We start from the raw sequence: 20,337 nt of genomic DNA on the forward strand, positions 1-20,337 counted from the left end.
GATTTGTGAAGAAAAGCAGGGGGTCAGAAGTTACCCTGATACCGGACAATCATTTCCGTGCGGCTGCGCCAGTTGTCGTCAAAGACAACGCGCTGACTCAGGTGGCCATACAGGTGATGAAGCAGCATGCCGTCTTCAAGCAGAACGCCGGCATGATTGACCACCCGAGCGCCAACCTTCATGAGTACAACGTCGCCCGTCCGCGCCGGACCGCTGAATTTCCTGAACCCGGTGCTGTGCCAGTTATCCATATAGCGGTCTTCGCCCTGCTCCCACCAGGGATAGTTCACCCGGTGATCAGGCAGTTCGATACCCAGCGACTGCCGGTACCAGCTCATGATAAGTCCCCAGCAGTCATAAACACCCAGTACAAACGGCCTGCCCACCAGAGGTAGCTCTTCGCGCGGCAGCAGCACCCGAAAATCACCCTCCGGCCAGCTGACGATATACCATGTCAGGCCAGACAGATCGCAAAGCGCCCGGTCTGTCTCACCGGGTCGGGTTGATGCGTCCGGGTGACTGTGTGCTACCGCGATGACCTGACCCATTTCCTCCGCTGCGGCGTAATCTTCAGGATGGATAGCAAAATCGTTTTCCGGATCTGGTGCGATGTTCCTGCAGGGCAGATACAGGCCATGCCCGTCGGATTGAATAACCACCACACCGCAGCATTCATGCGGGTAAGCTGCTGCAGCATGATGCAAAATGGCCCCTTTAAGGTCTTCTGTAATCATTTTCCCCTCAGCTTTTGATCAAAGACGTACCACTGAACCCGCCGAAGTCCAGGGGATTATTGTCGCCAAAACGGACCTTACAGGCTGAGACCAGCCCGGAGCAGACGTCTTTTGACGGATCGTCTACCGGATTATTGAAGCGGTCATAGTACGTGCTGCCATTCCAGCCACAACCGTTGCCTGTCCGGTACCATCCCCGGATGCACCAGGTGCAGACCGAATGCAGCTGACGGTTCGGAAGCTGTAATCCCTGCAGGTCTACCGGTGAACTGAGCGTGAATTCAACGCTGGCGTTCGTCTCACCGCTTTTACTGTCGATATAAAATACCTGCAGCACCTCCTGAGACGGATCGGCGCGATCGTTACCGTTCTCAAAATTTCTGGCGTCAAGATAATGGGCCAGTGTGTGCCGTATGGTGACTTTTGCCTGCAGCATGTCGTCATAGGCTGAGCAGATGGCTGTCACTGAACCGTCCAGGTTCGCAACAGTGAGTTTTGGAGAGGAAGCCTTGCCATCCGTGGATGCATCCACACCCTCAATCTCGCACGGCCACGCCCGGTACTCATTGCCCTGCCACCATACTGATTTCGCCGGCAGTTTCGACTCATCTCCACCTGCAGCGGCAATTTCTGCGGCGGTATGTGCAATACCATGTCCATGAAAACGCAAAACGTCTGCGCCGAACGCGCTGCCGTCGATTTCGATCAGCTGAATGCGGCTGCCGGGTTCCAGTTTCTGAAAATCACTGGTCAGTGCCATAGGTTGTCTCCTGCTGCTCAGGGTGCGTAAGTGCGGATGAAGGTGGCTGAAAGAGAATAGTTACCGGCCCCCAGGGCGGTGGGCTTATATTCTGCACACCGGAAAAGCCCGGCGTCGCTCAGAGGTGGCGTCCAGATAAATGACCGGTATCCGCTATGGTTGCGGATAAAATCCAGCGCTTCGCGGACCAGTGCCTCTTTGCCGACGAGCGTGACCGACCACTGCGACACCTCACTGTTAAGTCCATCGCCTGCAGTCTGGGCATAGCCATCGCCAAATGAAGCGGTCCTGACCTTCAGGCTGTTTTCGCCCGCAGCATTTACGCGCACGGGCCAGGTAAAGGTTTCAAGTGCCATCAGCGCTGCCCCCTGATTGCCGTAGTTATTGCTCCTGCCTGCCCCAGATTACGATTTACCACTTTCTGCGCCTCACGCTGTATCATGGGCGTAATCTGCCTGGCGAACTGTTCCCAGCCCGCGCTGGAAGAACTGTCTGCCGAGCTCTGGCCATTTCCGTTGTTTGTAATTGTGACATTGACAATGGGTGATGTGGTCGCAGACGCGGAACCCGTGCTACGCACGCCCAGAGCACCTCCCGATGTGCGCGTGAGCGGCAGGATTGCCTCCGGACCGGCTTCACCCATAACGCCCGCGCCTTTTGCAAAGGCGAAGAAGGTAGGCTGACTGACGATGCTGTTACTGTGGCTGCTCAGATTCGGAGAGTTGTAAACTCCACCTTTTGCATTTTTGGTTGCGCTGGCGTAAGCCTGCCAGCCAGTGGGCATTCCCATCCCCCCCGTTGACCCGCCTGAACCGGATGGTGCCGAAATGTCAGCATTTGCAGCACTGGAGAAAGCGGTGCCAAGAATGCTTTGTAGAGCATTACTGAGCGCTACACGGGCTGCTATTTTGGCAAGGTCTGACAGCACCGATGTGGTAAAGGATTTGAAGTTGAGCTTGCCCGTTGTGGCGAAAGTAGCCACAGAGTCAGTCATGCTGTCAAACAGACTTCCGGCATAACTCGCCATCTGGCTGTTTGCATAGCGGGCGCTGTCTATCCAGTTCAGCGTACCGCGCCGGAATCCCTTCCCATAATCGTTTTCAAGAGCCAGACGGTCACTCACGCTTTTCTCGGTGATCTGCAGTTCCTGTTGCTTGGCGCTTTCCAGATCAGCCAGACGGGCCTGATACTCTGCAGATGTCTTATCAGTAAAATCTTTATCAAGCGCGATGCGGCGCTGGCTGAAGCGGTTCTCAATGGCAAGTTTTGCTTCAGCCTGAGCGGATTCCTGATCGGACTGACTGTACTTATCCAGGCTGGCCGCTGCTTCACGCTTCATCGCTGCAGCTTCTTCAGCCCATTTTTTGGCCTCACCCTGATATTTTTCAGAGACTTTACGAAGTGCAGCTTCACGTTCCAGCAGCACATTAGCCTGAAGCTGTGCGCGAATTTGTCCCTGCATGTTCACCAGACTCTGCTGGCTGGCATTGAGTGCCGTGCCTTTAAGCCCGGCAATTTTCTGATCAAATGCAACAAGCTGACTCTGCGAGCTAGTCATTTTGTCGTTTGTCAGCGCCTGCTCCTTCAGTACTGCGCTGCGCTGCTGGGCCTGCTCCAGCATTCGCTGGCCTTCAGTTTCACCAGTGGCCGCTTTGTGCTTGGGCTTTTTGGTGGATTTATCGTATTCGTCGTTAATCCCTTTCAGAATGCGCTTGTAATCTGCAGAGTCAGGAGAATAAATACTGTTATTAAGTTTTTTAAGTGCCGCAGCGCGTTTTTCAACAGCGCTGGTTCCTTCAGTCATATAACTTTTGAGGTCCGCAGCATTTTTTAAGCGCTCATTTTGAGCAGCGGCATAGCCCGCTTTACTGGCTGCAATATATCTTGCCGAAGATTCGTCGTAATCTTTTTGCAGTTTCTGAAGATAACGAGTGTTATCAATCGCTGTACCGAGTGCTTCTGCAGCCTGGTTGCCTGCCATCCCCCAAGTCTGACCAAGGTTGTTAACCTGAGTTGAAGTTTTATCAACTTCAACGCCCAACTCTTTTAATCTTCCCTTCTCTGCTTCTATTGCGGCCTCAATCAGTAGCTGACTAGCCTGTGCAGTCTGTCCGCGTTGGCTGAGTGCCATGACTTGATGGATAATAGAATCACCGAGCGCCACTCCTGAAGCGGTAAGTTTCTCCATGGCAGTGACAGGATCGCCCCGAAGTGCAGAAAGGCTTTTCACCAGGTCATCGGCATTTCCACCCGCTTCTGCGTAAGCAGTGGCAAGTGTGGCGACCTGTGTCAACATCTGGCCGGAAAATCCCGCTTTTGCAGCAGCAGACACGGCAGTAACTGAATTCTCCGTGTCTCCTAACTCTCCATTCAGTCGTTTTAGATCGGTAGCAGAAATTAGGGAGGATGTACTCAGGTCCAGCGCGGCCGCATTAAGCTTTTTAGTCTGCTCTTCAGCTTTCTTAAACTCGTTGTAGATTAACGTTCCGCCAGCAGCAAGCACACTCAGGCCAATGCCAACAGGGCCACCCAGCAAGCTCATTGCGGAACTCAAGGCTCTGCTGCTGGTCGCCGCTATTCTCTGCGAAACCGTCAGTTGTGTGTTGGCCGCAGCTGCCGCCTCGGTCGCGGCAGTTAGCGCTGCTTTCCCCTCAGTTTCAGCCAACTCGGCTGCAATAATCGCTGCTTTTGCCGCCTCCAGCTTTTCCACACCAGACTCTTCTAGGCGCTCAGCTTCAATGATCGCGCGTTCATTTTTAAGGTGCTCTTCCTGATAGCTGAGACTTATCCCGTATTGTTTGTTAACCTCAGTTCGTTTGGCATAATAATCATCCAGGGCGATAGCTTCTTCACGCTGTGCAGCCGCAGCCACAATTGTTTCTTCAGCTATCGCAGCTTTACTGATTGCTGCCTGCTTTTCTGCCTGCGCCACGCTGATCTGCTGCTGGGCAGCTGATGCCAGTTCCTGCGCAGCCTTACGGGCGGCTTCCTGCTGGGCCTGCCAGCCGTCTGCGCTGCCGTCCAGCTGACCTTTGAGCGAATGAACAGCGGGGATTAGCGCATTAATGATTGTGCTGCTGGCAACGTTACTGCCCGCAGCCACTTCATGCAGTACAAAGTTAAGCTGGCCTGCACCCTGAGTTACTCCAGAAAACTGATCTGCTCCAATACTCTGCCCGCCAATTTTCTTTGCCGCCTCTACCGTTTTGGCAATAGCAGCTGATAGCTCATTGGCCTGAGCTTTAGCCTGGCTGTTAAAATTTTTGCTGGCCTGCCCCGCTTTCTGATATGCATCTGCGATCTGCGATTTGAACGTCGCAGAATTAAGATGCAGGGCAACCGACAAAGACGCTACGTCACTCATTATCCGAGTATCCTCATAATGTCAGCGCATTGTTTGTCGACCGGTGTACGAGATGGCGGTGCGGATGGTGCCGCAGGGGTGATGTCACAGGTCGGGTCTGTTAAGGAAAACCATGCCTCCCAGTAGCGAAGAATTTCAGCGGGAAGGCAGGCTATTTTGCGCGGGTCAGACTCCCCGAAGCGGTCAGCGAGTGAAAAGATCAGCTGAAGCCACGGGGAATCCATCAGTTTTTTTTTGCTTCCTCTAGCGTGCCGTAACTGTGGCGCTGAACCACTGTAAGCGCCTCAATCAGCGAGGCATAGGAGTGTGCTTTCATGAGCTCATCCGGTGCTGGCAAATCAGCAATCGGCTGTCCGTCTTCACTCACCAGCGCATTTAGTACCAGGGATGCGCCAGCCATTGCCAGCCCGCGTGTATTATCTTCACTGCGCAGTTTCGCTGCCTTATCTTCAAATTCAGCCAGTTCGTAAGCTGAAAGTCGACGGATAAAAAACTCACTGCCTAAAATAGTGACCGTCAAAGCATCATGAACGGGGCATAAAAGGCGTGACTTAAAGTCTTTCATTTAATTTCTCCATAAAAAAACCACCCCACTAGGGAGTGGTTATGTATAAAAAGGTTTCTATATAAAACTACTGATTTAAGTAATCCAATCACTGGCAAAACTCTTGCAGGCCTTTATAGAGAGCCCTTGTTCGCATTATCTAATTCATTTTGGCACTGAGTTCCATTTTCAAAGGTATACTGTAGGAAAATATACCCTTTAGAATCACTATCTGCTCGTGATTCAATATTTACATCACTTAATCTATTCTTTTTCATAGCATCATTTTTTGAAGTCCACTCTGCTGCAAGCGTTCGCTCTTTTTTTGCAACTCCCATCATCCAATACTCAGGTTCTTTCCATATTGAACCCGGAAGCACAATGTCAATTTTCTTACCATTACCATAAATAGAATCCAAGGATTTTTTTAATTCATTAAACTTTATTTGTAATGCTATACCGTAACTATCAGAGTCAATATCCTTACCCACGGCTCTAATTTGACATAAGCCAACTTGAGGTGAGATAAGTAGAGCGAAGGTCGAAAAATCATTATTACTCTTAGGTAAAGCTTCCGCCAGATAGAGGTTTGTTGAACCTTCAATAGGAGATAAATTAACCCCTGTCATATCTTCTATATTTTTCTTGGTTAACCCCTCCTGCAAACCAAATGGCCCATCTGCTGGCGGCAACAAATTATCCTTACTGTTCTTATCACTCACAACGGGAGAAGAAGATGGTGAATGACTTTTACCGCTGGTTTCGGATATCTGAATCGTCATCATGCCATATTTTGCAGCTAGATATTTTTGTTGTAGCATTGCTAAAGTTTGTTCTTCAGATGCAATGGTCGCCAATTTTATTGTCTGAACAAGCCCAGTATAATTTCCAGAGTCAGCCTTGTCAGAGTCAATTTTAGTTATCAAAGAACCCATCTCATTACTGATCTTATCGGCTAAAGCTGGGTCCGTCTTGGTCCCTTTGGTTTCAAAATCTATTTTTGCACCAGCTTCTAATGCATTTATTCTTTGCTGCAAAAGAGCTTTGTTTATTTCAAGGATTTCTTTTTTTGAAGTGATTAAATTTCTTATTAAACCCTGAGAATACTGCTGGCTTTCTGACAAAGACAACTCAATATCTTTTTCAGTCTTCGATAACTCAACCTTTAAGTTATCAACCAGTTTCTTCTCGCTATCATTTAATTTTGCTGGCCCACAACCTGACATCAAAATGGTTGACAGCATAACGACAAGTAATAGTTTTTTTCTCACTTTTTTATCTCCTTTAAAAAGTTAGCTAAAATCATAAGGCTAGCTGAACTCAAAGGAAAGCAAGAAACAGGCTCAACAATGAGCCTGATCAATGATCTGCTTATGTGGCTGGACCGAGGTCCAAATTGCTGATTAAGCTACCCTGGCCCCGCAAATCAAATGCCGAAGCGCCCTGATGCCTTCAGCGTTGTAGCGAAAGGCTTCAACCTGTTTGTTGCTGTGTGCTGACTTGTCCATTACCGTGATGCCGAACTGATCTGTCTTCAGGTTATTAGCGTTGGCAACTCGCCCAATTTTTTGCGCGGATACGCCTAGCATCTCCCCTACCTCTCGGGCGCTGTAGTAATGCTCTTCTACCTGAGGTAGCGGAAGCAACTCCATGCCAGCGGCATCATTAACAGCACGCGCCATCGCCGTCTGCTTTGCGATATCGCTCAGTTTTGGCATGAAAGATAGTGCGAGGTTCAATGCTTCAACTTCCATTTTTATTGCGCGAGCGCGACGATATTCTGGGAGGTATGACGCGGATTTTTGTGGCGAAACTTCGCCGGACTCAAGCTGACGCCAGCGTTTTGCCACCTTATGACGCAGCGGTATGCTGTAGCCGGTCATGAGAGTAAGTGTCAAATCCTGGTCGAGCCAGAATTCCTGATACGTGCGCCCGCGCTCGTCTTGGTAATCGGCCGAAAAGTCGGCCGATTGAATACTGAGCGCCTCGAACATTTTGCGACAGTCGTCCAGAACGTGTTTGTGCTGCTTGCCGGTCAATTTCGCAATCTCACGGCTCGACATCTTAGTGACAGATGATCTAGCATTTGATACAGTTAACTCAGTCATACGAACCTCGTAGTTGATTTGACGCCTGATAACCAGCAGCTAGACCCTGCTGGTTTTTCTTTTTCAGTAAAGCCTTGCAACTTCCCCCCTCTTCAATTGCTTTTCTGAACCTTCTTTTATTAGTTGCATGAACACACCTCCATCCTGAAAACGATCATGTAAGCGATCTGCTAGCGGCGATTCGATAGCCCTCAATGCTGGTTCTATCTGCCTCTCCCATGCTTCGTACATAAACTTGTAGTGGTCGGCCAGTGCATGAACGTTGTATGCATGGATCTCGCGCTCACTTGGACCTGACTGAACCGGCATGTTAACGGCAACTTCTCGATCCAAAATATCCAGCACCCAGCGGCGGAATTTTTTGGCAGCCGGAGTTGTTGAAAACATGGCTATCAGATGACAACCACGGAGTGAGAAAACACGTACACTTTTTTCACGTAAGTTATTGTTTATTCCATTGGTTATCATTTTGATGACCATTGACATGCTATTGGAAAACTCATCAATGTTGCGTGAGTAAATCGTTGATACGCTTTTGCTTGAGGCATAACCTAGAGCATTTGCTATATCTGCTGAAGTTAGCCAAATTCCAGAAACATTTTCTACAGGGTTAAGCATTACTCCGTGGAAGTCGAGATGTGACTTAGCTACAATGCTCATGTTGGTTTTCTCCAAGATTACTGACATCAGAGGCCCCGTTAGTGTTGACGCACTGCGGGGTTTCGCTTTTTACTGAATGACAAATTCACCTTTTTTTTCCATCTGCATAATCTTATCCATCAGGTAATCCATCATTCCCTGCGCAGAACGGTAAGTTCGCTTAGCGTTACCTTCAACGAACTCTTTTACTTCGGGACGCATCCGATAAGCCATCGGCTTGATCTCTGACTTTTTCTGCTCCATTATTCACCTCATGCACTTTTCATCTTCACACCAACACGGTGTGAGAAGATTATCATCAGGCAGACACAGTGTGTCAATATGAGTTTTAAAGATTCACATATGAAAATAGATGATTCATTTTGTAAACGCATTGCTATAGCCAGAACAGCACTAGGGCTGACTCAATCTCAACTTGCCGACATCGTAGGGATCGTACGCAGGCAAATTGCCGCATATGAAGCTGGAGATTCAAAACCAAGAGATAAGGTGCTGCGAAATTTAGCGGCAGCACTAGGCACATCCACGGAGTGGCTCTCCACTGGAAATGGACGAGGACCTGACGTAAATCACATAAAACGTACCGTAACAGTTCGAGAAATACCGGTTTTGTCATGGGGCATGGCTATGACTCTCTTAGATAATGATACGTCGCCAGCGCATGGCACTCCTTCAATAAAGGACTACATTCCCGCACCAAGTATCTCGATTTCTGAAAATGCTTTCGCGATAGAAATTTCAGGTGATTCTATGGCATCTTCTGGTTCAGTCTCATTTCCTGACGGAACAGTAGTTATATTCGAGCCATATGAGGAAGCTTTTAGCGGAGATTTCGTCTTTTGTAAATTTGACGACGATTTCGCGACATTTAAACAATTGGTACAAGATCAGGGGCAGAAATTTCTGCGTTCCTTGAATCCAGCATACCCACTAATACCAATTAAAGATGTTGAGATAAAAGGCATAGCTATTCACTCTCAAACATCTCTAAGCAGGGCGTATCCTATTGACGCAGGTGACCCTGAACTATCAACATGCAAATCATCAACACTTCTGGCGAGTAAAGATTATGATTCACGGCTTAGTTCACTTGAAGATAAAATTGACCAGATACTAAAGACCATTAACAATAAAAAGCCCGCCTGAATCCAGATAGCAAAAACCCGGCTCAGTGGCCGGGTCTACTCCGCTAGCATTTGCAATTCCGCCGCTACATCCTGCAGATCATGAATTCCCTGTGCCGCCTCCACTATGAAGTCAGCGAACCCCTCATCTGGCGCGATCGACGAGCCATTCATGCCCAGAAAAATCATCGCAGCTGCTACCGAGGTGCGTTTGTTTGCATCGTTGAATCCATGCCCGCGAGCGATGGAAAGCAGTAAGGCTGCAGCCAGAACAAACAGGTCGTCTTCACTCTCATAGACATGGAGGTTTTCAACCCTTGCCACCATGCCCTCAATAAGACCAATATCCCGGAATCCCGGCAATCCGCCGTAAGCTTCTAACTGACTGTCATGGATCGCTATGACCTGGTCGACAGTTAAAAAGAAAATCATTTATCGGCTAGTTCCCTGAAAAGATCCTGATTCTTTGGCTTACCCATAACGCGAGCAAGTGAAGCCTCAAACTTCGCCTGTTGGAATTCTGCAAATTGCTCAGCGGAGATCACCACAACATCCGGTGCAGAGCGGCGAGTGATAGTTACCGGCTGTTTCGTCGCAGTCTCAAAGACACTTGCAAGCTTCTGGCGAGCATCGGAGAACGGTATAGTCATCATGGGGATTACCTCTGGCAAGTGAAAATTATAGTTTGGATTGTACAATCCAAATCTTAAACGGGAGTTTATCACTTGCCAGGTTGCGTGAATACTGTACAGGTAGATCAACCAGCTTAAAGCATCCGAAGATCGCATTTTCCCTACGCATCAGGACGGGCCTCGTAGCCGAGTCGAAAAACCTGATCATTTGTCAGGATTCTCATTCTAAAACTTAAGCGTATATTGCCAATGGGTTTTTCCCTTACAGCAAATTTTGAAAAGGATAATCATGAAAAAAATTATGGTAGCTTTGATGGCGATCGCGCTGCTTTCACCTTCCCTCAGTTTTGCTCGCGGTGGTCACTACTCTGGCGGGCATGGCTCTTCCCACAAGTATGGGAAATACAAAAATGCACGTACGGGCGATCACTACGAAAAACGCCATTGATGTTGTTAAAAACCCGGAGATTAAATTCCGGGTTTATTTTTCATTTGATGAGATGTCGGAACGCTCGTCATGGAGCACTATACGAGCAGGGAAAGCCTGCCTGTTTTGACCTGCAAAGATTCGGAGATTGCCATTTGGCCAGTAACCGGCTGACTGACCATCTAGCGTCTGAAGTGAGATGCCGTCATCTTTGAGAAAGATAATCAGCGTTTCGCTTAAGTTCATCATACAAACCTCACGGAGAAAAAATGGACGCACGTGTATTTATGGAATATTACACTGCCATTGATGTTAATGACCTGCTTTTAAAAGCAGCAACTATTGATGATGATGTAGGAACCACTCTAAGACTACACCTTATTAGCGAGCGCCTCATCGAGTCATGGATTTGTGCATGCTGCAATAACGCCGGATTATTCGGGCAGGATAAGAATCGCGTTCTGGTTGAATGCAGTGCAAAAATTGAGATGGCTATAAATCTTGGGCTTCCTGAGCACTTAGGGAAGGCTTTCAAGGTTCTTAATTCTTTACGAAACGACATTGCTCACAACCCCATTAAGAATTCGATTCCAGACTCTCGCATACAAAGCTTTGCTGAAAAGACTGATAATCACATCAGGCTTTCATCAGATGTGACGCTTTCAAAGCGATATGTGACCGTTAACAGCCCAGATGGCAATGAGGTCGCAACGGTTACTATGGCCTCTGATAGCTCACAAAACAGGCTAAAACTCTGTCTTATTTTTAGCGTGCTAATGCAAGAGATGATGAAATTCGTTGCAAGCAAGCACGATAAGCAGTGGGATAATGATTTCTCCCAACATCAATATTCATTCACTACAAATACAACTGACAGTACTAAGCCCACCTGAGTGGGCCAGTAATAAGCACTGATCATCTGTGAGGATTCCGCAGATTGATTGTCAGGCAGAGCTGGTCACGTTGAAATTTGCATTTGTCCGACCAGGAACTATCGGCCTCAGCTACCCGGATCATCCACTCCCCAGGTCAGGTTGTTCTGCTTACCCTTCACGGTAATCTGAATCACCTCACTGGCTGGTGCCGTGATTTCATTCATCTGCCAGCCAGAAAGCGCCATAATCATTGTGGCGGTTCGCCCGTTCGGCAGCTTGACATAGAATTGTACGGTCTGACGCTGCTGAGCAGCATTCAGAAATGCCGTAAAACTCTGGTTGGTCGGATCGTCGATAAAACCCAGTGACTTTTCCGGGCCTTCAGGCAGGTCGGACAGAAACTGTTTCTGGGTGTCGATCAGGGTGGTGCAGTCTACGAATGAACCTGTAGCACCGGTAGCACCCAGCGCTTTACAGTTAATCAGCGCCTGCATTTCATCGACGGTATCGCCTGATTTACCCCACTTAACCACCGTTCCTGCCGGAAGCATGGCGTATTCGGGTGAAGTTTTGTCTGTCATAGGTTATTACCTCAGTTAACGATTGTTCTGTATGCCCTCGCGGATTTGTACCGTAAGGATTCGCAAAATTTTTGCAGTGTTATATTCCAGCGCCGGACGCATAAAGGGCCGGGCAACCTGTTTAGAGGTGCCATATTCCTGCGCAAGCGCTTTCTGGGTGTGTTCTCGGGAGGGGCCAACACGGATAGTAACGACGGTGTTCCAGCGCTTATTTTTCATCCGGTTGCGGGAAGATACTTTTATGCTGTCGCGCATGTGCGGGCCGGAGCTTTCCTTGTCGTAACCTGCATGCCGGCGCATATCCTCACTGACTATCTGCATAGCCTCTTTACCGGCTTCAGCCAGCACTTTAACCGCTACTTTTTCGCCGAGCGCTTCAAGCTGCTTTTCCAGCTCAGTAAGACCTTTCACTTCCATACGGATCATGTTGTGTCCTCGAAAAAATACAGCGTGAAGTCCCTGACCAGGCGGTACTGAATGCTTTTGCTGGTCAGTGTCGCTCTGTCCTGAACAATATTTCCTCTTTCCACATACTGAACCGGGTAACCGCCGATATAGCCATGCCGGATATCACGCCAGGCCGACCAGATTTTCCTTTCCAGAAGCACCAGATCGGTGTACTGGTCGATTCGATACATGGATATCTGGAAGCGCCCGGCGATTAAGCCGGTGCGTACCAGGCCGTCTTCTACCTCTGGATCAGATATGCGCTGGAAAGTAATGCCCTCCTGCAGCTCATCCGGTAATAGCAGCGGATAAACCGGCATGCCGCTGATGGCTTCCAGTTCAGATTTGATAGCGGCTTCAATCATGGCGCACGTCCCTTTCTGCTTTGATCTCAACGCGATCAGGTTGAGTGCGGTCTACAGCAACAACCGTGAACGTGGCGTCTTTCCAGCAAATTTTCCAGTCGATCTGGACGTCGGCACGTGGGCGCAGCGTAAACAGCCATGTCTCAACGACCTGGGCCTGATCCAGCGTGCGAATTTTTCTGTTAGATTTGACGTCAGCCTTTGCCCAGACAGTGGCCACATCGATGAGCTTTTCGCTCAGGACCTCACCAAGGGGACCGCGTGTAGTATCACGACGCTGCAGCGTTACACGCTTGCTGAGTTCACCTGCGAGAATGGAAGACATAAATCACCTCAGATAATGGTTGGTCGCCGCAGATCATAAATCAGCATCGTCACTGACAATGGCAACTCCCCCTGCATCAGCTTATCGGCATCTTCGCCGTTCCGGTTGCGATCGAGATAACCGAGCAGGACCAGTAACGCGGTCTGAACTCTCACCAGTGGCTCACCATCAACGAGAGCACCCTTGTCATTCACAACCAATTCACGACTGCCCTGTATATAAGAAAGCAGCGCCGCACTACCTGCCTGTATTTTCAGAGTCAGATCGGTGTCGCCCGCATCTTCATCGATCCTCAGATGCTCTTTTGCCTGATCCAGGGTGACAAGCTCAATCATGTTTTATCTCTCCCGTCCCGTCCCCGCTTAGCGGCCAGCGTCCAACCTGTCGAGCCGGTTTCTCCGGGCTTATCCTGAGTTTTAGTGTCGCAGTGCCACAACGATCCACCCCAGGTGACCGTATCGCCCGGCAGGTATTCGGTATCGGCTTTGAAAACCCCGCGATAGAGCATGACTGGCACGTTGAAAGTCTTATTCTCATACTGACCGCTGGCACGATTGACGATGACGTTAAAACAACGCCGCTCATTGAGTGAAACATCTACATCGGACACACCGTCAACCACGCACTCCCATCCACGCATACCAAACGTTTTTTCATACGCTCGCCACAGACCACCATTGTGGGTAGCCCATGTCCCACGCGGATAGCTTTTGCTTTCATCAATGCCAGGTAGCAGCTCCAGCGACAGCGCATCACGACCGTCCTGGGGTACCGGCAGGCTCGCCACCGCTTCACTAACCGCCTGCTTCAGCGCATCAGGATCGTAGTCTTTACCGTCGCGGGGTGCCGGAATGTCAGCAACAGCTATGCTTACCAGCTCTTCAAGCATGGGCCGCACGTCATCAACGGTGACGCTGGTGCCGTCCCTGGGTGCCGGCAGGCTTGCCACCGCTTCACTGACCGCCTGCTTCAGCACGTCCGGATCGTAGTCTTTACCGTCGCGGGGTGCCGGAATGTCAGCAACAGCTATGCTTACCAGCTCTTCAAGCATGGGCCGCACGTCATCAACGGTGACGCTGGTGCCGTCCCTGGGTGCCGGCAGGCTTGCCACCGCTTCACTGACCGCCTGCTTCAGCACGTCCGGATCGTAGTCTTTACCGTCGCGGGGTGCCGGAATGTCAGCAACAGCTATGCTTACCAGCTCTTCAAGCATGGGCCGCACGTCATCAATGGTGACGCTGGTACCATCCTGCGGCCGGGGTAGCGCCGCAATAGCCTCGCCAACCATTGCTGCGACATCAGGCAAAGGTGGAGGCTCGGGTGGGGTGATCGCCGATAAAGCAGATGCTACGAGCGGCGCGAAGTCCGGTTCAGGCGCGTCTTTGAGTGACTGAATATCATTTGCCAGTTGACGAAGGCACTGTTCAGTCGCGCCTTTGTGCTCCTGTAGTCGCTCTTCAAAATCATTGCGCATTTCGCGGAGTACCAGGCCAAATTCCTCTCCCAGCGCTTTTATCAGAGAAAGTTCCCGTTCGTTCATTTTTTGAGTAGCCCCCTGAGCATTGACCGGGTAGCAGCAGTTTCGACGGCTGACAGGGCTTTATCCTGGCTGGCCTCCGGTGCTGGCGGTGAGTCTGCATTCTTACTGCCGAAGGGATTGTCCGACGCGTCGCGCCGTGCCAGCGCCTCGAGGCTGTAGTTTTGCTGCTGAAGATAGAGTGAGTCGCCACCGGGCACCGCAGGAAGATTCTCACTGCGCCGGGCCTCGTTGGGCGTAAGAATAGTGTTTTTAACACCTTCACCCAGCGTTTTAAGGCGGCGTTCGCTATCCATACGCAGCAGCGCGTTAACGTCAAATTCCGTGCTGCTATTACCTTCAAGCTCAAAAGCCTCATCCAGGAGTATTTCAATTGACTCAATCAGCGTCTGAAGACACTGTGAGTAATACTGCTGTTCCTGAGCCTCGATGTTGTCGCCAGAAGGCATGGCACCGATCCCAATCTTGTAGGCCGGGACATGAAACGTGGAGCAGACGATCTGCGCCGTCATGCTGAGTTGTTCAACGGTCTGGGAATCCACAGCCGACACTGCAGCCGGATTATATTTTGCACCGTTACTCAGTACGGCGGTTTTGCCAGCATTCTCACCTGAATAGCCACTATCCCAGCTGGCTTTAATTAGCTTCGCGTTTTCTTCACTCAGCGATCCCGGCACCTCAATAACACCACCCGGCCGGCTGCCATTGCGAAAGAAATGAGCGGAATTCTCCTGAATATGGTGCCCCTGCGTTGCAGCAAGTCCCGCTGCATATATCGGGGATAGTCCGATGAGCGGATGAAACAGACAGTTAAACCGGTCGTGAATGATTTCTCTGGCCGGTACGGTTATCGTCGTTTCAACGCCGGTCATATTGTCCGGGCTGATTTGGTAAAAGACCGATCCATCATCGGCGACCAGCGGCGTAACTTTGTGCCAGTCCAGCAGCCGCAGTTCGGTAATGTCGCCGCGGCTGTTACGGATTTTCAGGGCGATAGTATTGCCATGACAGAGCTTGGAATTGATCCAGTGTTCAAAAAACTGTATGCGGTTCTGAAAAGCATTAGGCCTTTTGCAGAGAGCAGCCGTTTTGCCTGTGGTGAGCTCTTTTTTAACGCCCTGTGAATCGCTCTGCATTAAACGAAGGGGCATTTTGGATATATCGCTGGCTATAAGAGAAATGCAGGAAAATACCGCGTAAAACGACAGTACGGTGTCCTGATTAATCTCAAGGTTTCGCTGCCATGCACCGGCAAAGGGCTCATGAACGAAGCCAAACAACGGTGTCCACCCACGGCTAACTGGCTGTTGCATCGCCTGCTTTTTTCTGAAGGGATTCCACATCAGCTCCCCTCCGAATCAGTCTTTTTTTTCCTGATGCCGGGTCGTTTTCCGGTCACATACTCGGCCTTACCGAGCAGAACAAGTACCCTGGCGCACTGGTCATCCACAAATTTCACCTCCCCTGAACGGGAATCATGGGTATGCTGCAGATATCTGATCCTGACCATGAGTTACGGCGGGGTTTTGCCCCGCCCTCCTTTACCTGATTAGCTACCCTGACCGGTGCTGTAGTTGACGCCGGAGATAACCGCTACCGCAGCAGTGCGGCGACGCTTCCAGTTGATCCAGCGTTCGGCACGGATAGCCACGCTGTTTGTCTGGAACATGGAGACCATTTCAGTGGCGGTGGGCGTTCCGCTATCGCCAGCAGGCTCGCTTTCCATCTCCAGCGATGCTTCACGGGACATATCCACAGCAACGCCACCGTCATCCGCCAGATAAATATCCGGCGCGTTGACCAGCACCAGCAGATTTCCCACGTACTGAGAAACGATCACAGGAAGTCCCTGGAAGGTGCCGCCCAGCAGTGTCATATCCGGGTACTCCTTCTGCCCCAGCGCATTTTTACGCATGGACAGCGCCAGGGCAGTTGTACTCGACATAAGCCAGACCGCGCCATTCGGCTGAAGGTTTGCAGCCACAAAAACACCGAATGCAGCAGCAGCATCTTCATCCGGAATACCGGTAGAAGGAATCGCCGTGATGCCGTTTGTCACCGAAGCCGGGGAAACACCCGCAACCTCAGCTTTTGAAGGGTTGATAAAATCGGTGTCCAGCCGCGCAATCACAGCTTCTGCCAGCGCATTTCGCACCAGCGCATCAGCTGCAGGATTTGAGAAGCGGATCAGCTCGTCTGTCAGGACAGCAATCGCCGCAACCTTCGCAAAACTGAATGTAATGGACTCAAAGTCAAACTTCGTCAGCGGCTTGGCTTTACCCTGTCCAACCCAGCCTGCCGAGCCGCCGGAAGTCTGTGCAGGAATGCGGATGTTAAACGGAACCTGACGCAGCGAAGGAATATTTCCCTGCCCAAACCGGCCGATGATCGTCTGCGGACGCAGAAACTCAATGAAGTCCTTTGCATAATCCTGATATTCAACCAGTGCGCCCGCCCAGACAGGATCGGTCGTGGTACCCGCGCCAACGGCAGACTTGAGTACATGATGAAGCTTTGAGTCATCCGGATACTGCTTGCGTGCAATCTCCAGCGCTTCAGAGCGACTACCATTTGCCGCAGCCAGCGACTTGGCGAAGCGGGCAAAGGCAATCCCTTTTTCCAGCGTCTGTTCCACGCGGATAATTGAAGGTGCCCCCGTTTTGATGGAGCTGACCGCTCCGTTTGCAGCCTTATCGACCGGCTTGGCATTAGCGGCCAGGCTGGTTTCCATGTCACGCAGGCGCTTCAGATGAGCATCAACGGATTTGATTTCTGCGGACGTATTGTCGTAGCTCTCTTCTTCCTCAGCATCCAGAGTACGCCCTTCTTCAGCCGCTTTGGACATCACTTCATCAAGTGATGCTGCCAGCGCTGCACGCTTCGCTTCAAAGCTCTTAATTTGTTCTGCTACGTTCATCAGATTGTTTCCTGTTTTGGTTTTGGGTGCTGTAGCGCCAGCGGTTTTAGCGTTTTTTACCACCGGTTTCTTATTGCCTGACGCGGCGAGAAACTGTCGATCAAAAGATTTAACGGTATCGATAGAGCATTCGGCGTTTGCCGGTATGGTCACTGCCGATACTTCAAGCAGGTCCCAGGACAGAAAGCGGATGCCACCTTCATCCAGGAATGAGTATTCAATGGGCCGGAAACCGATGGAGAGTCCCCGCACCAAACCCGCCTTGATTGAAGTCCAGGCCTCATCAAGCCGCGAGGCCAGTTGTGAGGGCATATCTGGTGTGGGCTTGACCAGCTTTGCGGTAATTTGTAGCCCTTCTTTTACCCTCGCAGGCGTGCATATGCCTATGGGTTGGGTGCTGTCATGCTGCCAGAGAAACGGCGTATCGTTGCGGAACTTTGCCCCCTCTGACTCCAGGATGTCACCGTCACGGTCCGGTGACGGTGTGGAGGCGATGCCGGTAATAATCCGATCATCCTCGTTTACCGATTTCACCGTCATGAGAGTGCAGGCGTGCTTGAGCGCCATTAATTGCCTCCTTAAATGAAAAAACCCGCCGAAGCGGGTTGTCTGCAAATCATCTGGTCAGATGAAAAATACCTGATAATCTTTCTTTTTTGCCTCCGGGTTCAGCGCCATCAGCGACACGGCATTAAACAGCGCCATGAGGGGATCGATTTTGCCCTTACCACTCGCCTGCTTGGTGATCAGAATGGCGTTGCCTTTGGGTTCAACTCTGGCGTTACCCACGCACCAGGCCATAAGCGGCTGGCCTCCATGAACAAGCACGCCTTCAGCCAGTTTGCGCTCAGTGGTTTTTATCGCGCCACCCAGCCGCCAGCCCTGACTGACTCCGACGATATCATCGGCCGGGATTCCGGCCTCAACCAGTGCGTCCAGAATCTGTCCTACACCTGACGGGTCAATCCCTATTTTGTCGAGCAGTTCGGCCTCGTAAATTTGTGCAACATACGCCGCCACTTCTTCGGTATCCTGCCCGACGTTCTTAACGATGGTCATATCCCCGGCACCGCAAAAGTCGATAAAGCGGGATTGCTCACTCTTTCGTCGTGAAACCGCGATCTGATGCCCCCAGGCATGACACCAGCAGAGCCACTGGCGGCTCTCTTTATCCCGCCCGATCACACTCAGTCCCAGCAAATCATCAAGGCCGCCACCGTCAATGCCGACAGTGACCACTTCCGCCCGCCTGAGTATTTCATCAAACGTCACCCGCTGAGCCTGCTGTTCCCATACGTCAACGCCCGCCCAGCGATCGCTGCGCAGGTTTAAACCAATTTCGATATTAAGATGCTTGGCAAGAAACTGCTGCAGCGTACCGTCTGAACTGTTGCCGTATTTAAGATATTCGCTCTCAAGCCAGTCCTTACTGACCGAACGCCCCATATTCGGGTTGGTGACATAGAAATTTTCAGGATGCTGCCAGGCTTTGGCCTCAAGCATGGCTTCCGGAAATTCGTACAGAATGCCAAGCGTTTTAGGATCGCTAATTTTGCCATCGCGCACATCACGCCAGTAGTTCAGCTTTTGCTTAAAAATACCGGCCGGCGGCTCATCACTTTGCGTGGTCAGGTAGATTACCCAGCCCTCATTTCGTGAAACCTGCCCGCCCAGTGCCTCCATGAACATGGATTCGGCCTTACTCTGCTTGCCGAACAGCCAAAGTTCATCAACCAGAATGCGGCCCGACTTTTTACCGGATACCGTCTCTGCATCAGCAGCAACCACTTTCAGGCTGTTTCGTGTAACGCGGTGGGTAATGGTACGAATGTGATCCTGTACGTGAAATATGTCTGAAAGCTCTTCGTCAGCACGGATCATGCTGGCGGCGGGCTTGAAACTGTTATCAGCGACCTCTTTAGTGGGTGCCAGAATCAGGTGTTCTTCATCTTCCCGCCAGCACAGAATCAGGGCCGTCAGCATAATCCCGGCCGCGATAGTACTTTTGGTGTTCTTCTTGCTGATAAGCAATCCATACTCACGGATCAGCTGATTACCCGTTTCGGCATCATAACCACCGAAAATGACAGAAACGAAATCGAAAACCCATTGCTCCGAGCACTCACCAAATGTTGGCTTGCCCGGCAGGTCTGATACACGCAACTCTTTAAATATTGACAAGGCATGCTGGGCCACATCAGGAAATATTGGCGGCGGGATGATGGATTGCCGATTGATCAGTTTGTCTTCCCACCCCGGGCAGGCCGTTGACCATTGTGGCATTTTTTACCCTCTATTACTGACCACCAGTTTCGGCGGTGTCAGGCCTGAGAACTTACTGGCGACGGATTTAGCTGCTGCCAGTTTTGCATCCTTTTTGCCCCCTTCCCCCTTTTTGCTATGAATGTAGGGAAGCATGGCTTTTGCAGCATCCTTGCGGGTATCAATATCCTCGTGCTGGTCGTTCATCACCGCCTTCAGGAACTCAAGCGGGTCATCATATTCACCGACCGCAATAATGGTTTTCGCAGCGGATCCGGGGGGCGGGTTTACCGCTGGGGTATTAACTTTTTTCCCCAGTGACGGCACATCATCAACGTCAATTTTTTCTTTCTTTTTGCGTGCAATAAAGGCGATGACTTCCGGGTCCTTAGCAAGCTGCGACCCCTTAGATCGAGCGGAGTTTGCAGAATACCCAGCCTTTATAGCCGCATCTTTTTTCGACATACCGGAAATCAGCGCCAGCGCGAATTTTCGCTTCTGGGCTGTTAACATGTTTACACCCTCCAAACGGGGATATTTTCTGTGCGTGAGGGGGAGCGCGGTGTCGAAGGCGAAAGGGGGTGAGGTTCAGAGGTACCCCCCCCCACCCTGACCAGCCACCAGCCAGGCCCGTCACGGACGTCTGGACGGCGGCGTGGCTCGTCTGCTACCTCC

At 50.7% G+C, this 20,337-nt stretch carries 25 protein-coding genes; 3 read left to right on the plus strand and 22 right to left on the minus strand.

The window, feature by feature from the left end:
- Positions 1–23: 23 nt before the first annotated feature.
- The 9 genes from F3I20_RS01305 to F3I20_RS23805 form a co-directional block, all read right to left on the minus strand.
- Positions 24–731 carry a C40 family peptidase gene (locus F3I20_RS01305; protein ID WP_370461290.1) on the minus strand — a complete coding sequence of 236 codons (708 nt, stop codon included), beginning with the start codon at positions 729–731 and terminating at the stop codon, positions 24–26.
- A gap of 10 nt (positions 732–741) precedes the next feature.
- Positions 742–1,494, minus strand: coding sequence for a phage minor tail protein L (locus F3I20_RS01310; RefSeq protein ID WP_150019218.1), 753 nt, complete (start codon positions 1,492–1,494; stop codon positions 742–744).
- A 17-nt stretch (positions 1,495–1,511) separates the two neighbouring features.
- Complete coding sequence (locus tag F3I20_RS01315; RefSeq protein WP_150019217.1) at positions 1,512–1,850, minus strand: phage tail protein; 339 nt, start codon at positions 1,848–1,850, stop codon at positions 1,512–1,514.
- The gene (locus F3I20_RS01320) at positions 1,850–4,858 is read right to left on the minus strand and encodes a phage tail tape measure protein (RefSeq protein ID WP_150019216.1); all 3,009 of its coding nucleotides are present in this window, start codon (positions 4,856–4,858) and stop codon (positions 1,850–1,852) included. Before F3I20_RS01320 ends, F3I20_RS01315 begins: the two co-directional genes overlap by 1 nt.
- A 223-nt stretch (positions 4,859–5,081) precedes the next feature.
- Positions 5,082–5,423, minus strand: coding sequence for a phage tail protein (locus F3I20_RS01330; protein WP_150019214.1), 342 nt, complete (start codon positions 5,421–5,423; stop codon positions 5,082–5,084).
- A 113-nt stretch (positions 5,424–5,536) separates the two neighbouring features.
- Complete coding sequence (locus F3I20_RS01335; RefSeq protein ID WP_223811642.1) at positions 5,537–6,673, minus strand: hypothetical protein; 1,137 nt, start codon at positions 6,671–6,673, stop codon at positions 5,537–5,539.
- Positions 6,674–6,805: 132 nt separating this feature from the next.
- Positions 6,806–7,510, minus strand: coding sequence for a Rha family transcriptional regulator (locus F3I20_RS01340; RefSeq protein WP_150019213.1), 705 nt, complete (start codon positions 7,508–7,510; stop codon positions 6,806–6,808).
- A 63-nt stretch (positions 7,511–7,573) separates the two neighbouring features.
- Entirely contained in the window at positions 7,574–8,170 is a 597-nt protein-coding gene (locus tag F3I20_RS24400; RefSeq protein ID WP_370461289.1) for a BRO-N domain-containing protein, read from the minus strand.
- A 69-nt stretch (positions 8,171–8,239) separates the two neighbouring features.
- A complete protein-coding gene (locus F3I20_RS23805; RefSeq protein ID WP_190286008.1) occupies positions 8,240–8,413 on the minus strand; it encodes a hypothetical protein in 174 nt (57 codons plus the stop codon).
- 78 nt (positions 8,414–8,491) lie between these two features.
- Between F3I20_RS23805 and F3I20_RS01350 the strand changes: the two genes are divergently transcribed.
- Complete coding sequence (locus tag F3I20_RS01350; protein WP_150019212.1) at positions 8,492–9,316, plus strand: LexA family protein; 825 nt, start codon at positions 8,492–8,494, stop codon at positions 9,314–9,316.
- A gap of 35 nt (positions 9,317–9,351) precedes the next feature.
- Here F3I20_RS01350 and F3I20_RS01355 read toward each other — a convergent pair whose 3' ends face one another.
- Both F3I20_RS01355 and F3I20_RS01360 read right to left on the minus strand, forming a co-directional pair.
- A complete protein-coding gene (locus F3I20_RS01355; protein ID WP_150019211.1) occupies positions 9,352–9,726 on the minus strand; it encodes a type II toxin-antitoxin system death-on-curing family toxin in 375 nt (124 codons plus the stop codon).
- A complete protein-coding gene (locus F3I20_RS01360) occupies positions 9,723–9,947 on the minus strand; it encodes a type II toxin-antitoxin system Phd/YefM family antitoxin (RefSeq protein WP_150019210.1) in 225 nt (74 codons plus the stop codon). The genes F3I20_RS01355 and F3I20_RS01360 overlap by 4 nt, the downstream gene beginning before the upstream one ends.
- A gap of 268 nt (positions 9,948–10,215) precedes the next feature.
- On the opposite strand from F3I20_RS01360, the gene F3I20_RS23810 reads away from it, so the two are divergent.
- Positions 10,216–10,374 carry a hypothetical protein gene (locus F3I20_RS23810; protein WP_190286009.1) on the plus strand — a complete coding sequence of 53 codons (159 nt, stop codon included), beginning with the start codon at positions 10,216–10,218 and terminating at the stop codon, positions 10,372–10,374.
- Between the two features lie 33 nt (positions 10,375–10,407).
- Here the strand turns inward: F3I20_RS23810 and F3I20_RS01365 are convergent, their stop codons facing one another.
- Positions 10,408–10,602, minus strand: coding sequence for a hypothetical protein (locus tag F3I20_RS01365; protein ID WP_150019209.1), 195 nt, complete (start codon positions 10,600–10,602; stop codon positions 10,408–10,410).
- Between the two features lie 20 nt (positions 10,603–10,622).
- Here F3I20_RS01365 and F3I20_RS01370 point away from each other — a divergent pair, with 20 nt between their 5' ends.
- A complete protein-coding gene (locus F3I20_RS01370) occupies positions 10,623–11,246 on the plus strand; it encodes a hypothetical protein (RefSeq protein ID WP_150019208.1) in 624 nt (207 codons plus the stop codon).
- A gap of 107 nt (positions 11,247–11,353) precedes the next feature.
- On the opposite strand, the gene F3I20_RS01375 is transcribed toward F3I20_RS01370, so the two are convergent.
- The 10 genes from F3I20_RS01375 to F3I20_RS01420 form a co-directional block, all read right to left on the minus strand.
- Positions 11,354–11,809, minus strand: coding sequence for a phage tail protein (locus F3I20_RS01375; RefSeq protein WP_150019207.1), 456 nt, complete (start codon positions 11,807–11,809; stop codon positions 11,354–11,356).
- Between the two features lie 15 nt (positions 11,810–11,824).
- On the minus strand, positions 11,825–12,235 hold the full coding sequence (locus F3I20_RS01380) for an HK97-gp10 family putative phage morphogenesis protein (RefSeq protein WP_150019206.1): 411 nt from the start codon (positions 12,233–12,235) through the stop codon (positions 11,825–11,827).
- Positions 12,232–12,621, minus strand: coding sequence for a hypothetical protein (locus F3I20_RS01385; protein WP_150019205.1), 390 nt, complete (start codon positions 12,619–12,621; stop codon positions 12,232–12,234). The genes F3I20_RS01380 and F3I20_RS01385 overlap by 4 nt, the downstream gene beginning before the upstream one ends.
- Positions 12,614–12,946, minus strand: coding sequence for a head-tail adaptor protein (locus F3I20_RS01390; protein ID WP_150019204.1), 333 nt, complete (start codon positions 12,944–12,946; stop codon positions 12,614–12,616). Before F3I20_RS01390 ends, F3I20_RS01385 begins: the two co-directional genes overlap by 8 nt.
- A gap of 8 nt (positions 12,947–12,954) precedes the next feature.
- The gene (locus F3I20_RS01395; RefSeq protein ID WP_150019203.1) at positions 12,955–13,281 is read right to left on the minus strand and encodes a head-tail connector protein; all 327 of its coding nucleotides are present in this window, start codon (positions 13,279–13,281) and stop codon (positions 12,955–12,957) included.
- Entirely contained in the window at positions 13,278–14,486 is a 1,209-nt protein-coding gene (locus F3I20_RS24075; protein WP_150019202.1) for a phage portal protein, read from the minus strand. Before F3I20_RS24075 ends, F3I20_RS01395 begins: the two co-directional genes overlap by 4 nt.
- Complete coding sequence (locus F3I20_RS24080; RefSeq protein ID WP_150019201.1) at positions 14,483–15,826, minus strand: phage portal protein; 1,344 nt, start codon at positions 15,824–15,826, stop codon at positions 14,483–14,485. The genes F3I20_RS24075 and F3I20_RS24080 overlap by 4 nt, the downstream gene beginning before the upstream one ends.
- Positions 15,827–16,032: 206 nt before the next feature.
- Entirely contained in the window at positions 16,033–17,967 is a 1,935-nt protein-coding gene (locus tag F3I20_RS01410; RefSeq protein WP_150019200.1) for a phage major capsid protein, read from the minus strand.
- Positions 17,968–18,024: 57 nt separating this feature from the next.
- The gene (locus F3I20_RS01415; RefSeq protein WP_150019199.1) at positions 18,025–19,683 is read right to left on the minus strand and encodes a terminase large subunit; all 1,659 of its coding nucleotides are present in this window, start codon (positions 19,681–19,683) and stop codon (positions 18,025–18,027) included.
- 3 nt (positions 19,684–19,686) lie between these two features.
- On the minus strand, positions 19,687–20,175 hold the full coding sequence (locus tag F3I20_RS01420) for a terminase small subunit (protein ID WP_150019198.1): 489 nt from the start codon (positions 20,173–20,175) through the stop codon (positions 19,687–19,689).
- Positions 20,176–20,337: the final 162 nt, after the last annotated feature.

This window comes from Candidatus Pantoea gossypiicola (assembly GCF_008632075.1).
GTDB lineage: Bacteria > Pseudomonadota > Gammaproteobacteria > Enterobacterales > Enterobacteriaceae > Pantoea > Pantoea gossypiicola.

What these genes read in the sequence shown, in the direction of transcription:
- F3I20_RS01310 (WP_150019218.1), bottom strand. Translation starts at nt 1,494, where the DNA reads ATGGCACTGACCAGTGATTTTCAGAAACTGGAACCCGGCAGCCGCATT.
- F3I20_RS01315 (WP_150019217.1), bottom strand. Translation starts at nt 1,850, where the DNA reads ATGGCACTTGAAACCTTTACCTGGCCCGTGCGCGTAAATGCTGCGGGC.
- F3I20_RS01320 (WP_150019216.1), bottom strand. Translation starts at nt 4,858, where the DNA reads ATGAGTGACGTAGCGTCTTTGTCGGTTGCCCTGCATCTTAATTCTGCG.
- F3I20_RS01330 (WP_150019214.1), bottom strand. Translation starts at nt 5,423, where the DNA reads ATGAAAGACTTTAAGTCACGCCTTTTATGCCCCGTTCATGATGCTTTG.
- F3I20_RS01340 (WP_150019213.1), bottom strand. Translation starts at nt 7,510, where the DNA reads ATGACTGAGTTAACTGTATCAAATGCTAGATCATCTGTCACTAAGATG.
- F3I20_RS24400 (WP_370461289.1), bottom strand. Translation starts at nt 8,170, where the DNA reads ATGAGCATTGTAGCTAAGTCACATCTCGACTTCCACGGAGTAATGCTT.
- F3I20_RS23805 (WP_190286008.1), bottom strand. Translation starts at nt 8,413, where the DNA reads ATGGAGCAGAAAAAGTCAGAGATCAAGCCGATGGCTTATCGGATGCGT.
- F3I20_RS01350 (WP_150019212.1), top strand. Translation starts at nt 8,492, where the DNA reads ATGAGTTTTAAAGATTCACATATGAAAATAGATGATTCATTTTGTAAA.
- F3I20_RS01355 (WP_150019211.1), bottom strand. Translation starts at nt 9,726, where the DNA reads ATGATTTTCTTTTTAACTGTCGACCAGGTCATAGCGATCCATGACAGT.
- F3I20_RS01360 (WP_150019210.1), bottom strand. Translation starts at nt 9,947, where the DNA reads ATGATGACTATACCGTTCTCCGATGCTCGCCAGAAGCTTGCAAGTGTC.
- F3I20_RS23810 (WP_190286009.1), top strand. Translation starts at nt 10,216, where the DNA reads ATGAAAAAAATTATGGTAGCTTTGATGGCGATCGCGCTGCTTTCACCT.
- F3I20_RS01365 (WP_150019209.1), bottom strand. Translation starts at nt 10,602, where the DNA reads ATGATGAACTTAAGCGAAACGCTGATTATCTTTCTCAAAGATGACGGC.
- F3I20_RS01370 (WP_150019208.1), top strand. Translation starts at nt 10,623, where the DNA reads ATGGACGCACGTGTATTTATGGAATATTACACTGCCATTGATGTTAAT.
- F3I20_RS01375 (WP_150019207.1), bottom strand. Translation starts at nt 11,809, where the DNA reads ATGACAGACAAAACTTCACCCGAATACGCCATGCTTCCGGCAGGAACG.
- F3I20_RS01380 (WP_150019206.1), bottom strand. Translation starts at nt 12,235, where the DNA reads ATGATCCGTATGGAAGTGAAAGGTCTTACTGAGCTGGAAAAGCAGCTT.
- F3I20_RS01385 (WP_150019205.1), bottom strand. Translation starts at nt 12,621, where the DNA reads ATGATTGAAGCCGCTATCAAATCTGAACTGGAAGCCATCAGCGGCATG.
- F3I20_RS01390 (WP_150019204.1), bottom strand. Translation starts at nt 12,946, where the DNA reads ATGTCTTCCATTCTCGCAGGTGAACTCAGCAAGCGTGTAACGCTGCAG.
- F3I20_RS01395 (WP_150019203.1), bottom strand. Translation starts at nt 13,281, where the DNA reads ATGATTGAGCTTGTCACCCTGGATCAGGCAAAAGAGCATCTGAGGATC.
- F3I20_RS24075 (WP_150019202.1), bottom strand. Translation starts at nt 14,486, where the DNA reads ATGAACGAACGGGAACTTTCTCTGATAAAAGCGCTGGGAGAGGAATTT.
- F3I20_RS24080 (WP_150019201.1), bottom strand. Translation starts at nt 15,826, where the DNA reads ATGTGGAATCCCTTCAGAAAAAAGCAGGCGATGCAACAGCCAGTTAGC.
- F3I20_RS01410 (WP_150019200.1), bottom strand. Translation starts at nt 17,967, where the DNA reads ATGGCGCTCAAGCACGCCTGCACTCTCATGACGGTGAAATCGGTAAAC.
- F3I20_RS01415 (WP_150019199.1), bottom strand. Translation starts at nt 19,683, where the DNA reads ATGCCACAATGGTCAACGGCCTGCCCGGGGTGGGAAGACAAACTGATC.
- F3I20_RS01420 (WP_150019198.1), bottom strand. Translation starts at nt 20,175, where the DNA reads ATGTTAACAGCCCAGAAGCGAAAATTCGCGCTGGCGCTGATTTCCGGT.